The 12,935-nt window shown below is 49.4% G+C and carries 12 protein-coding genes and 1 pseudogene; 2 read left to right on the plus strand and 11 right to left on the minus strand.

Annotated features, from left to right (window positions below):
• Positions 1-6: 6 nt before the first annotated feature.
• Genes HNQ47_RS04130 through HNQ47_RS04140 form a run of 3 tightly spaced genes read right to left on the minus strand, consistent with a single transcriptional unit; the run spans position 7 to position 3,997 of the window.
• The gene (locus tag HNQ47_RS04130; RefSeq protein ID WP_183327862.1) at positions 7-912 is read right to left on the minus strand and encodes a glycyl-radical enzyme activating protein; all 906 of its coding nucleotides are present in this window, start codon (positions 910-912) and stop codon (positions 7-9) included.
• On the minus strand, positions 909-3,203 hold the full coding sequence (locus tag HNQ47_RS04135; RefSeq protein WP_183327864.1) for a pyruvate formate lyase family protein: 2,295 nt from the start codon (positions 3,201-3,203) through the stop codon (positions 909-911). Before HNQ47_RS04135 ends, HNQ47_RS04130 begins: the two co-directional genes overlap by 4 nt.
• 26 nt (positions 3,204-3,229) lie before the next feature.
• Positions 3,230-3,997, minus strand: coding sequence for an N-acetylmannosamine-6-phosphate 2-epimerase (locus HNQ47_RS04140; protein ID WP_183327866.1), 768 nt, complete (start codon positions 3,995-3,997; stop codon positions 3,230-3,232).
• A gap of 114 nt (positions 3,998-4,111) precedes the next feature.
• On the opposite strand from HNQ47_RS04140, the gene HNQ47_RS04145 reads away from it, so the two are divergent.
• Complete coding sequence (locus tag HNQ47_RS04145; RefSeq protein WP_183327868.1) at positions 4,112-4,984, plus strand: AraC family transcriptional regulator; 873 nt, start codon at positions 4,112-4,114, stop codon at positions 4,982-4,984.
• A gap of 24 nt (positions 4,985-5,008) precedes the next feature.
• Here HNQ47_RS04145 and HNQ47_RS04150 read toward each other — a convergent pair whose 3' ends face one another.
• On the minus strand, positions 5,009-5,197 hold the full coding sequence (locus HNQ47_RS04150; protein WP_183328446.1) for a hypothetical protein: 189 nt from the start codon (positions 5,195-5,197) through the stop codon (positions 5,009-5,011).
• Here HNQ47_RS04150 and HNQ47_RS10165 point away from each other — a divergent pair.
• Positions 5,111-5,648: pseudogene (locus tag HNQ47_RS10165) on the plus strand (transposase). The gene HNQ47_RS04150 and the pseudogene HNQ47_RS10165 sit on opposite strands and share 87 nt — an antisense overlap.
• A 182-nt stretch (positions 5,649-5,830) precedes the next feature.
• On the opposite strand, the gene HNQ47_RS04165 reads toward HNQ47_RS10165, so the two are convergent.
• The 7 genes from HNQ47_RS04165 to lysA all read right to left on the minus strand — a co-directional run bounded on the left by HNQ47_RS04165 (position 5,831) and on the right by lysA (position 12,924).
• The gene (locus HNQ47_RS04165; protein WP_183327875.1) at positions 5,831-7,111 is read right to left on the minus strand and encodes an adenylosuccinate synthase; all 1,281 of its coding nucleotides are present in this window, start codon (positions 7,109-7,111) and stop codon (positions 5,831-5,833) included.
• Between the two features lie 80 nt (positions 7,112-7,191).
• Positions 7,192-8,463: a M48 family metalloprotease gene (locus HNQ47_RS04170; RefSeq protein WP_183327877.1), complete on the minus strand. Its 1,272-nt coding sequence runs from the start codon at positions 8,461-8,463 to the stop codon at positions 7,192-7,194.
• Positions 8,464-8,498: 35 nt separating this feature from the next.
• Positions 8,499-9,656 carry a CobW family GTP-binding protein gene (locus HNQ47_RS04175; protein WP_183327879.1) on the minus strand — a complete coding sequence of 386 codons (1,158 nt, stop codon included), beginning with the start codon at positions 9,654-9,656 and terminating at the stop codon, positions 8,499-8,501.
• Between the two features lie 57 nt (positions 9,657-9,713).
• Positions 9,714-10,025 (minus strand): hypothetical protein, encoded by a 312-nt coding sequence (locus HNQ47_RS04180; RefSeq protein WP_183327882.1) that lies wholly within the window; start codon positions 10,023-10,025, stop codon positions 9,714-9,716.
• Between the two features lie 52 nt (positions 10,026-10,077).
• Positions 10,078-10,782, minus strand: a complete 705-nt coding sequence (gene dapB, locus HNQ47_RS04185) for a 4-hydroxy-tetrahydrodipicolinate reductase (protein ID WP_183327884.1) — start codon at positions 10,780-10,782, stop codon at positions 10,078-10,080.
• Positions 10,779-11,654: a 4-hydroxy-tetrahydrodipicolinate synthase gene (dapA, locus tag HNQ47_RS04190; protein WP_183327886.1), complete on the minus strand. Its 876-nt coding sequence runs from the start codon at positions 11,652-11,654 to the stop codon at positions 10,779-10,781. Before dapA ends, dapB begins: the two co-directional genes overlap by 4 nt.
• Before the next feature lie 13 nt (positions 11,655-11,667).
• Positions 11,668-12,924, minus strand: coding sequence for a diaminopimelate decarboxylase (lysA, locus tag HNQ47_RS04195; RefSeq protein ID WP_183327887.1), 1,257 nt, complete (start codon positions 12,922-12,924; stop codon positions 11,668-11,670).
• Between the last annotated feature and the right edge of the window lie 11 nt (positions 12,925-12,935).

Genomic DNA, 12,935 nt, shown 5'->3' on the forward strand with positions numbered 1-12,935 from the left:
TATTTCCTATCCGCCGATACTTACGGTTAAGCCGCAGCTTTCCAGATACTCTTTCAATGGTTCAACATCTTCAGGATGCATGGCATGTTCATTGCCGAACGGATACGGGATGCCGAGCTGTCTGTATTTGGTCAGACCGAGCGTATGATACGGCAGCAGATCCACTTTCTGTAGACTGCATTCCTTCATAAGCTCCGCAAGCCTTTCCATATCATCCATGGTGTTATTGACCCCGGGAATCACCGGCACCCGGATATGCACGCGCGCCGGATCATAGGAACTGAGATGCCTGAGATTAATCAGGATCACATCGAGATCCGCCCCGGTATACTGCTTCAGCACCTCTTTCTGCAGACTTTTGACATCAAACAGCCATTCACTGACGTACGGGGCCAGACGTCTGTAATTCTCTAAAGGCGCATGTCCGCATGTTTCAAAGGCAATGCCGATTTTTTCGGTGCAAAGCTGTTTCAGAAGAGGTTCCAGACCGGCTGCCTGCAGGACCGGCTCCCCGCCGGAGAAGGTAACCCCGCCGTCAGTCTCTTCGTAATAGTCGCGATCACGCAGAATGGTATCATGAATCTCCCGCAGATCCATCCATCTGCCGCTGATGGAACGGGCATCATTAAGACAGGCTTTGACGCATCGGCCGCAGGCAGTACAGGCCGTACGGTCAACGACTGCCTTGCCGTCCTGCAGCGAAATGGCATGCTGGGGACAAACCGGTACACAGCGGCCGCAGCCGGTACACTTGTCTTTGAGAAACATGAGCTTCGGGCCGACCTGCTGCGATTCCGGGTTGGCGCACCACTGACAGTGCAGCTGGCAGCCCTGCAGAAAGACCGCGGTACGGATGCCGGTGCCGTCATGAATGGCAAAGCGTTCAATATTGAAGATCGGTAAGGATGTCATAGTCTGCTTTCATCATACAGGGTTCTGCTCAGCAGTTCTTCCTGCACGGTTCTGTCCAGATTGACAAAGACCGCGGAATAGCCGGCGACGCGGACAATCAGATCCGGATACTTCTCCGGATGGACCATGGCATCTTCCAGAGCGCCTTTATCGACAACGGTTACCATCACATGGCAGCCGCCCTTGCGGAAATAGACCTTGAACATCTGTTCGATCAGCTTTTTATTCTGATTGAACATCGGCTTGGAGAACTTGATGTTCTGCACGGAACCGGCATGATATCTGGCATCGAAGGTGCTGAGCGAGTTCAGAAGCTGTGTCGGGCTGCCCTTATCGGCGCCGCCCTGCGGATTGTTGGCCGGATTCATGTACATGCCGGACAGCCGGCCGTCCGGAGAAGCCGCGGTCTGCAGGCCCCATTCGGTATTCAGCGAGTTGTTGGAGATGACGATTTCATAGTACTGCATGCCGATCTGAATGCCTCTGTCGCGGATGCCCTTGGCCACAAATTCATAGAGGCTGTTGGCCATCTGATCAGCCGTATCCAGATCATTGCCGTACTTGTCGCAGGCCAGGCAGTCATGTCTGATTTCTGCGTAGCCTACGAAATTATGCAGAACAGCTTCCTCCAGCTGCGGCAGCGTATATTTCTTTTCTTCGAAAACAAGGTGCTTGATGGCATACAGTGAATCGGAGGCGTTGATATTGCCATACGTTTCGCATGTACCGCCGAGATATCTGACCCCGCCGTCCAGCAGTGCCTTTCCTCTTTCCAGGCAGTCATCCATCAGAATGCTGTTGAGCAGGAAGGAACATTCCCGGTTCATGACGCCGTAGGAGTTGTACTGGGCCTGTACGCTGAGATCCATATAATAGTTCAGCAGTTCCTTGTAGCCGTCATAGAATTCATCAAAGCTCTTGATCTTCGCCATATCTTTCGGCTGGATCGGCCCGAGCTTGTATTTGCCGTCCATCGGATCCACACCGTTATTCATGTAGATATTCAGGATCTTGAGCAGGTTGATCAGGGTATTGGGCGTACCGGTGCTCTGCCCCCAGAGTACAAACTCCGTGCAGCCGAACGGCACATATCTTGTCGCTGTTTCCGGATCGACGCGCATGCCCCAGGCAACTGCCGGCACATTGACTTCATCATTGTAAAGGGTCGGATAAGTGGCGCCTGCGCCTAAGGCATCCATGACTTCCGCCCATGTCTGTTCATCGGTGTTTTCATCTATCCGTAAGGTGAACTGCGGTTCCACGTAGCGGCAGTCCTTGCATACTTTAAGCGCGATATGCATGAAGCGGTCTGCTTCGGCCGGATGCTTCCTGCCCTTGCCGCCGACGATCACTCGGCCGTTGACCGTGGTGCGTCTGTTTTCAATCATCGTCCAGAGCGACTTGATATAGTCATAGGCATCCTGCTCGCTCATGCGTCCTTCATCCAGATCTCTGGCAAGATACGGACCGAGGAAATCATCCAGACGACCGTAGTTGATGACGCCGGCCGGCAGGGCATAGAGCCATAATAACTGCAGGGCTTCCGGGAAAGTCTCCGGTCTAGCAACGGAGATCTTCCGAAGAACAGCTGCCATATTCATCAGCTGTGCTTTCCGCTTTTCATCCGTTTCACCCTGGGCGGTCCGCACGGCTTCATCCGCCAGATACAGCGCACATTCGGTCAGAAGATCCATCTCATCCATGCAGCAGTCATAGAAATCAGCGCTTTCCGGATGCTTTTCCTTTTTCGAAGCAATCAGCTTCTTCAGACCGCCGATGCCGTTATCCAGCAGCTTCGGATAATCCAGCATCATGCCCGATAAACGGGCTGTCGCCAGTAACGGGTAGCTTGGATCGATGAAGCGGCCGATTGTGACATCCGTCAGATTTTCCCGGCAGTAGATGGTTTTGACATCATGATCCAGCCAGTAGTTATACAGTTTTTCAATGCGCGGCTTATAAGCTTCGCCCAGGCGGTCGCCGAGGGCGTGGAGCTGGTCAAACCGGCAGTAATGGCCGACACCGCCGACAGATGTCACCGAGCCGAAGCCGATCGGCAGGAAATCCATGCGGCCGACAATCAGATCTTGTTTTTCAATGGATCGGTACAGGGTCGGAAACAGTACTTTCTGGCATTCCACTTCTCTTCTGGCGCGGGATGCACTGCTGTATTTCCGGTGCGTTTGGGTATAGCGCTCCATGATTTCCAGCTGCTCCAGATCTGTTTTTTCACAGGGGATTATTTTGGAAACATTGACGTTCTGACTTCCTTCGACATCGAATTTGACCATAACAGCTCCTTTCTGAATTCTTTCTTTTATTTGCTTTCTTTCGGCAGATGATTGATGCTTTCTCTTTCGGCGGTACGCCAGTTATCCTGCAGCCCGCCAATGAGATCGGTGAAACGCTTTGTGGTGAGATGAGGTCTGGTGATGGCGGAACCGACGACAACCGCATCGGCACCGAGATACAGAGCCTTGACAGCATCTTCCGGTGTATAGATATGCCCTTCCATGATCATGAAGGCACGATCGCCGAAGTCGCGGCACATGCGGGCAAAGGAACGCATGTCAGGTTCCGTGATATCTTTGGTTTCCTTGGTATAGCCATAGAGGGTCGGGCCGATCATATCCGCGCCCATTTCAGCTGCCCTTTTCGCTTCTTCATAATTGGATACATCCGCAAAGATCAGGGCGTCCGGGATTTCCTTCTGCACCACCGGCAGCAGTTCCCAGGCCGGTCTTCCGTCTTCCGTCAGCTGATCCGTGCAGTCCAGGGCAATGATCTCCGCGCCGGCAGCCCATACCTGTCTGGCGGCATCGAGGGTCGGTGTGATGAAGACATCGCTGGTCTTGGAGAAGATCTTGTAGAGACCGATCATCGGCAGATCGACATTATCCTTGATCAGCTTGATCTGATCCGGACTGTTGGCACGAATGCCCTTGGCACCGCCCCACTCAGCAGCTTTGGCCATCTTCAGGACGAAATCCATGGAATAGACCGGATCCGTCGGCTGGATCTGGCAGGAAACAATCAGGCTCTTCTCAAGTGAAGCAAGTAAGTTCTTTTTTTCTTCGGCATTCATATCAATTACTCCTTTACTCTCTGTGCATCTTTATTGTAGAGTGAAGGCAGGGTATTTTCAATATTCTGAAAAGCTGTATTATTTATTGAGATTGTTCTTTTGGAGGTTTTCGCTATGTTAATTGCCTGGCATGAAAAAGGTGTCACGAAAGATTCCTACATCAGTTTCTTCCGCCAGTCCCCTGTTTTCCGCACATATTACTATTATATGTACAACTGCGGTTCCTTTCATGTGAATGATCAGTACGAGATCACAAGTGAAGGCGTCCGGCCGCCGCTTTTCCTGATGGTCAGCGCCGGTCAGCTCAAAGCTGCCTATGAAGGGAAAACATACCTCATCGAACCGGATCAGGTTCTGCTGATCAACGGGGAAAAGCCGCATCACTACTGGTGTGAGCGGACTTGTGAGTTTCTTTTCTTCCATTACGGCGGCAAGGATGCCGTCGCCATGACGGAACATCTGATTGAAGTCAATCAGTCACCTGTGTTTACACCTGTTCATCCCGCCTGCCTTTACCAGAACGTCGTCGATACTTTTGCCGCGCTGTACTATGAGGACGGCGCCAGCGATCTGAAGATGTCTTCATTGATTTATTCTGTTCTATGCCAGCTGGAAAAAGATGACGGCATCCAGTCCGATACCGAACGGTATTCCCAGGCTGTTCGTCAGGCGATTCTCTACATGAAGAAGAATATCAGCCGCAGTATTACCCTGCCGGAAGTTGCCGGGGAAGTCGGTCTCAGCCCGTATTACTTTTCCCGCATGTTCAAGAAGGAAACAGGTTCTTCCCCGATTGACTTTCATTCCAGCATGAAAGTCAACATCGCCAAAGTCATGCTGCGGACAACCGACAGTTCCGTCTCGGAAATCGGCCGGATTCTCGGCTACAGCAGCGATGCCAGCTTCATCAATGCCTTCAAGCTGCGCTGTCAGACCACACCCCAGAAATACCGCAATGCTATGGCGAAAAAGCACCGCCGCAAATGAAAAAGGTGCCGGAGCACCTTTCTTTCAGAGAATAATGGTCAGTGTTCCGTCTTTGCCAAGCATCAGCTGCTGAGGATCGGCTTTCTTTCCATCGATCAATACTTCCTGATACTGTATCAGATCGAAGTGGTCGCCGGAGACGGTGCAAGGTGGATTGATTCCTGCATAGAAACATACCTTAGACGGGCCCGTAGATGCATAGATTTCTTTCATGTCGTGGGCTGGACAGAGTTAAGAACAGTGCCAGACGTGCGGCAGAAAACGAGGTCAGACGAATTGAAAGTGAATTCCAAAAGGCCGAGGAGGAAGCTGAGAAAGAACAGGAGGAGATCGAAAGAAACTGAATGAAGCGTACAGCCAGCTGAAGCAGATGCCGGTCAGAGGACGACCCAGCAGACAGAAAGTTGAGCTGAAGACTTATATCCAGGCACTGGAGAACCAGCTTGAAGACCTGCAGATGACAGAAGGCATCGTGCAGTTTGCGGAACTGTCAAAAAAGATTGCACGCCACAGGAAAAACATTCTGAATTCCGTGGAACTTCAGGTGAACAGCTCACGCAGTGAAGCTGCGAATACGACGATTAAGTCACTGATCGCAACGACAAGAGGCTTCCGCAACCTGGATAACATGTTTGCCCTGATCTATCGAGATGTTCAGACCTGACAATACCGCTGAACAACAGATATCAGCCATCTTCCCAAAAGCAGGCTGAACTCAGAGAGCTGCAGAATGCAAGGAAGAAAGCGAGAATGGAGAAGAGACGTTCATCCATTCAAGCATGATTAAACCCGGGATGAACCACCCACCCCGGGTACAGAAGCGCAAAAATAAGAGGCTTTTGCCTCTTATTGAATTTCATGAATATAAATGTTGTTGACGCGGTCCGGTCCGACCGAAACCATCGATACGCGGACGCCGGTAAAATCTTCAATGAACTGAATGTAGTCCTTGCAAGTCTGCGGCAGTTCATCGTATGTCTTCATCGCAGAAATATCTTCTTTCCATCCCTTGAAGATCTTGTAGACCGGTTTCGCTTTGGCAACCGTGTGCTGATCGCTCGGAATATAATCGTAGACCTTGCCGTCGATCTCGTAACCGACACAGACCTTGATCTGATCCAGTCCGGTCAGAACATCGATCTTCGTGATGACGATATCCGTTAAACCATTCAACATGTTCGCATGTTTGACGACCAACAGATCCAGCCAGCCGCAGCGGCGCGGACGTCCGGTCGTTGCACCGTATTCAAATCCATGTTCACGGATCCAATCTCCCTGTTCATCCAGCAGTTCGCTGACAAACGGTCCCTCACCGACGCGTGTGGAATAGGCTTTGACAACACCGACCACGGTCTGGATCTTGCTTGGCGCGATGCCGGCACCGGTCGGCACACCGCCGCTGGTCGGCGAAGAAGACGTCACATACGGATACGTTCCGTAATTGATATCCAGCATGCAGGCCTGCGCCCCTTCAAATAAGACACGCTGGTCAGCATCAATAGCTTCATTGACAATGTGTGTCGTTTCACGGATCATCGGCACGATCCGATCATGGATCGCTTCAAAATCCGCAAGCATTTGATCATAATCCATAGCTTTGCCGCCGTAAACTTTCGTAAACAAAGCGTTTTTGAAATCCAGACATTCCTTCAAGCGAACTTTAAATGTTTCAAAATCGATGAATTCATGATAACGGATCCCGCGGCGGGCATACTTATCGCTGTAGCATGGACCGATCCCGCGTTTGGTCGTACCGATCTTATTTTTCTTGGCATTTTCTTCCAGCTCATCCTGATATTGATGATACGGCATCAACATCTGCGCGCGGTCACTGATCACGATATGATCCGTTTTCAAACCGCTGGCTTCCAATGTTTCCATTTCTTTCAGCAGTACAAACGGGTTGCAGACCACGCCCGGTCCAATGATACACAAAGCATCTTCATGCAGCACACCGCTGGGCAGCAGATGCAGGACGTGTTTCTGTCCGTTGACGACCACTGTATGACCGGCATTGTCTCCGCCTTGGAAACGCACGATCAAATCGGCTTTTTCTGCTAATACATCGACGATTTTTCCTTTACCCTCATCGCCCCATTGGGTTCCGACAACAACTTGAGTTGACATAATATCTTCCTTTTCATTCGCTATACAGCCAAAAAAATTATAAACAGTGCTATGATTTCTGTCAAATTTTTCGGAAGCATTTACATTTCTTTCATTCTTCTTTCAATTGCCTGGATGCGGTGATGCATGCCGGGATGATCGTATTCCAGAAATTCGACCCGATCGTCCGGATTGACATCAACTAATTCATCCTCCGAAAGTTCTTTAAAGGTCATGATCAGCTCAGGACCGTAACCAAAATCGACGGAACAGCGATCCGCTTCATATTCTTCTTTTCTTGAAACATAATTCGAAAAGATTTGGTAAGCAAACTGCAGCGGTTCCAGCAGAAGCGGCAAAATATAGAACACCACATAATAATTCATCGCCGGCAGATTGAACGCATGCATCACGTCGATCAAGAACAGTTCGACAATTTGAACATGGGCCAGCAGCCAAACAAAAATCAAAAAACAAAACACCCAAATAAAATACTTTATAAAATTCAAAATGTTTTTCTTATGTTTCAAGTGACCGATTTCATGGCCTAACACAGCCAGCAGTTCCCGCTCGGAATTCTCTTTGATGAAGTTATCGGCAATGCCGAACTGCCGGATCCATAAAAACTTGAGCAAAAAAGCATTCTTGCGCGTCGAACGTTTGGATTCGTCATAGATCTCAATTTTTTTGACCGGGCGGCGGATTCCTGCCATCATCTCGATAATACGCTGACGCAGCGGCCCGTCCGGAAGCTCATGGAATGTATAACGATGGCGCATCATCTGCCAGCTGATCCAGGAAAAGAGCACAGCGATGAGAAAAAACAACAGCACGATCAGGCAGGCTGTCATCAAGACCGATCGAACCGGCATGCCGGCGGTCCAGCCTGTCAAATGTTCCAGTCCGTAAATAATGAGCACATACAAAAAAGATTCCCCGATCAGATCAAAAAGTGCATCAACGATCGTATCTTTCCAGAATTTTTTTCTGGTCATCGTATTCATCTGGTACTGCTCGTCGATCACAAAAGTCCGTTGATAAGAAAACCATGTTGAGATCACAAATTCGATCAAACCGATCCCAACAAGCGTCAGCAGGCAGCGGCTGTAAACATTTGTCCCCCACCCGCTGATCCAGCGAAAGACTGGTGAACATAACAGCACCAGCGAAAAAATCGTGCTTACCCAAAGGCTCTGCACGCTTTGACGGTCCAGGGCATTCTGATATGCCAAAAACTTACGGTAACGGCCGGTATCATAGATATCTGCCACATCGGCCGGCAGCGGTTTCAGTCGCTGGTTACGCGTGATCTTTAACAGCCATATTTCATACAGCAGCTGTAAAATGACAATGATGCAGCTAAAAACAATCATATTTCCCCCTCCTAAAAAGAACAGGTTTCCCTGTTCTAATCTTGCACAAAATCATCGGTCGTGCAGGCATCCATCGCATCAATGATGCCTTGTCGGTCCATGTTCTGGCCGATGAATACAATTTTATTTTCACGATCACCGTATTTGTCGTCCCAGATCTCTTTCAAAGATGGATCCGCCGCAATTTCGCGCGCCTGAATTTCCGGCTCGCACTCGCAGATCCAGATGCTGTCGCGTCCAGTCGTGATCTGACGGCCGGCCTGTTCGAAGACATAGAGATATTTCGGATCATTCTCAAACCATAAGAAACCTTTCGTGCGGATCACACTATCCGGCCAGCGATTGGCTAGCTCTTCCAGTTTATCCATGACAAACGGTTTGCGGCTGTAATAGACAAACGTATCAATGCCGTATTCATAGGCTTCGCCTTCATCATGTTCCTCTTCCTCGTTCAAGGCTTTGACCCATCCTTCATTGAAATAGGCTTTTTCAAAATCAAAATTATCCGTATCGATCAACTCATCCAAATCTACTTCCCCGTAGCTGGCTTCGATGATCTTGGCTTCCGGACAAAGCGCATGGATCACAGCTTTGATTTCTTTTTTCTGTTCTTCATTGACCAATTCTGCTTTGTTCAGCACGATCACGTTCGCAAATTCCATCTGCTGGATCAACAGCGACTGGATGTCTTCCTCTTCTGCATACTGTTCTTTTTTCTCGACAAAGTCACTGCCGCAGTTGAATTCAAAAGCCAGCCGGTTGGCATCGACCACGGAAATGATATTGTCCAGATGGCAGATCTCCGGCAGACCGCGGGAGGCAGTCATATCGCTCATCTGCGCAATGGTCTGCGCGATCGGGATCGGTTCGCAGACTCCGCTGGCTTCGATAATAATATAGTCAAACGTACCTGCCTGGACCAGTTCGCCGATTTGTTCCATCAAATCATTTTTCAGCGTGCAGCAAATGCACCCGTTCTGCAGCGGCACCAGACTGTTGTCCACTTCCTTGACCGCACCGGTCTTAGAGATCAGATCGGCATCAATATTGATCTCACCGATATCATTGACGATGACGGCAACTTTATGTCCTTTCGGATCTTTTAATATATGATTCAGCAGCGTTGTTTTACCAGCACCAAGATAACCAGTAATCAACGCAATGGGAATCGATTGAAAATCATCTTTCAGCATGTTTTTCCCTCCTGTTCTGTAATGTAGCTTGTTTCTGAAAAAAATTCAAGCCGCAGACTATTTTGGTGCATACAACGTGAACACCGGTGCATAAGCAAAAGCAGACTGCACATAGGGATCCAGTTCCTGGAGCACCGGATTGCCCGAATGCAGCAGACGCTGCCATTGTTCCTCATTCACTTCTACATACGGAACCTCCGGAAAATCCGGGAAAACCGTTGTAAAGAGTTCTGCCAGTCCCTGACTGCGGAAAACATCCTGAGCGACATCCATTGAATCCAGCCGCCAGCACCAAGGCGAATGCGGCCCTTTGCGAAATTCATAATATTGATCATTCTTTCGATCTTGTTCTTTGATTGCGTATTTCATAATTCACCTCTCCTTCATTGTACGAAAAAAAAGACGGATGACAATGCATCCGTCAGAAAAAGCTTCTCATATCGTATAAACCTGCCGGCTGATCCACGACGAAATTCGCCGCTTTCAAAGCACCGTTGACGAAAATCTGCCGATTGGTCGCATGGTGCGTGATCGTGATACTTTCGTTGTCGCCAAAGAAATACACCGTATGCTCACCGGCTTCTGTACCGCCGCGCAGCGCATGCACGCCGATTTCCTTGCCGCGTTTGCCGATCATGCCTTCCCGGCCGTACACTTTCTTGTATTCATCATCTGGGTCCATGATTTCCAGCAGTGCTTTGGCGGTGCCGCTTGGTGCATCGGCTTTCTGGTTGTGATGAATTTCTACCAGTTCCATGTCAAAACTGTCTCTTAACATCGGCGTCAGCATCCGCAGCGCTTCCTGCAGGACCGCTACGCCGTACGAGAAGTTGGCACTGTAAAATACGCGATGATCTTCGGCCAGCTTGTAAAGCTGCTGTTTTTGATCCTCATCCAGGCCTGTCGTTCCATAGACCAGAGCGCAGTCATTCGCATTGACATAATCGATGATCCATCCCAGATTGTCACGGTGGCTGAAATCAATCAGTACATCTGCTGCCGGCTTCTCTTTGATCTCATCCAGGCTCATCGCATCGACCTGGGCAATGGCTTCATGCCCCTGTGCCTGGGCAGTCTGGGCAATTAATGAGCCCATTCGTCCTTTTCCGCCGATCAGAATTTTCATAGTAAGCCGACCTTCTTCATTTGTTCTTCCAAACGGGCCTTATTCGTTTTGCTCATTGGATACAGCGGCAGACGATAGCCGCCGACATTCATACCCATTAAATTCATTGCTTCCTTGACCGGGATTGGATTGACTTCATAGAACAATGCATGAATGTAATCCAAATATTTCTGCTGGATGGCGAGACCTTTTTCCCGGTCGCCGGCCAGCCAGGAAGTAACCATCTCATGGCATTGACGCGGGCAGGTATTCGCAAAGACGCTGATAACACCGCTGCCGCCGCAGGCCAATACTGGAATGACCATATCATCATTGCCGGAATACATCACAAAATCATCATTCAGATAACGGGAAATATTCATCACATAGGAGATATTTCCGCTGGCTTCTTTGATGCCGCAGATGTTTGGATGTTTGGATAATTTTGCGACAACATTTTCACTTAAAGCACAGCCGGTACGGCCCGGAACATTGTACATGATGATCGGGGTATGAACGGCATCCGCCACTGCGGTAAAGTGGGCGATCATGCCGCCTTCATTGGCTTTATTGTAGTAAGGGGTGATGATCAGCAGATAATCCGCACCCATCTTTTCATATTTAACGCTTTTATCGATTGCCGTCTGCGTATCGTTGCTGCCGGCGCCGACTACGACCGGCACACGGTGTGCCACCTTGTTGATGGTGTATTCCACGACTGAGTCGTCCTCTTCATGAGACATCGTGCTGGATTCACCGGTCGTCCCTAATACTAAGATCCCGTCGGTCTGGTTGGCAATATGGAATTCCAGCAGTTCCCCCAGCTTATCAAAATTCACGCTTCCATCTTCGTTGAATGGTGTAATCAATGCTACTATCGATCCTTTAATCATAATGAACTCCTTTCTACTTTTCCAATGCGATCATATGTTCATAGGATTCTCTTTCAATCACGACTCGTGCTTTGCCGTCTTTGACAAACACAACAGCCGGTAAAGGTAATTTATTGTAATGGGAAGCCATGCTGTAGCCATAGGCGCCCGTTGTATAGACGATGATCAGATCGCCGGCCTGGCAAGGCGGCAGCTTGATTCCTTCGATCAGAAGATCGCCGGATTCACAGCACTTGCCTGCGATCGTATACGTCACGGTTTTCGGCTGATCATCCTTATTCGCGACATCGGCATCATAGGCGGCTTGATACAAAGCCGGCCGGATATTGTCGGCCATGCCGCCGTCAACAAACACATAATTTTTATTCGGTGTCTGCTTGGTAAAACCGGCCGTATAAATGGTTGAGCCGGCTTCCGCTACGATGCTGCGGCCTGGTTCAATAAGCAGTTTCTTCACATGCGTCTGCCGTTCATCCTGCTGGGCTTTGGCGGTATCTAAGATCGTCGCACAAACTTCCGGCAGCGGGATCGGTGCATCCGCATCTGTATAGGTTGCCGCAAAGCCGCCGCCTAAGTTGACTGTATTCAGCACGATGCCGTGGTCTTCTTCCATTTTCTTCACAAAGCCGAACATCTTTTTGATTTCTGCCGCAAAGGCATTCTTATCAAAGATCTGCGAGCCAATGTGCGCATGGAACCCTTCAAATACCGTGTGTTCGTTTTCATCAAATGTCTTGATCACGCGGACAATTTCTTCTTCCTGCAGCATCGAGACGCCGAATTTACTGTCGACATGGCCCGTGACGATGTATTTATGCGTGTGCGCATCAATACCCGGATTGATGCGCAGCAGGATATGAATGACATGGTCACTGTTTTTGGCCAATTCATTGAAAACCTGCGCTTCCTGAAGGTTATCCACGATGATCGTGCCGACCCCATATTCGATGGCCATTTTCATTTCGGCCAGCGATTTATTGTTGCCGTGAAAATATACGCGCTCCATCGGGAAGTTCACTTGTCCGGCCGTATACAGCTCTCCGCCGGATACGACGTCCAGGCACATCCCATATTCATTCGCCAAGCGCAGAATCTCTTTGCAGCTGAAGGCTTTGGAGGCATAGAGCACACCAGTCTCAAACGTATCCGACTGGAAATAATGCATAAAGTCGGACATCTTCTGACGAAGTTTGTTTTCATCATAAACCATCAGCGGTGTTTGATAGGTATCCGCCAACTCTTTAACGGACATTCCAGCAATTTCGATCATAAATTCCTCCT

It is taken from the genome of Catenisphaera adipataccumulans (genome assembly GCF_014202755.1).
In the GTDB taxonomy this organism is placed as follows: Bacteria; Bacillota_I; Bacilli_A; order Erysipelotrichales; family Erysipelotrichaceae; genus Catenisphaera; species Catenisphaera adipataccumulans.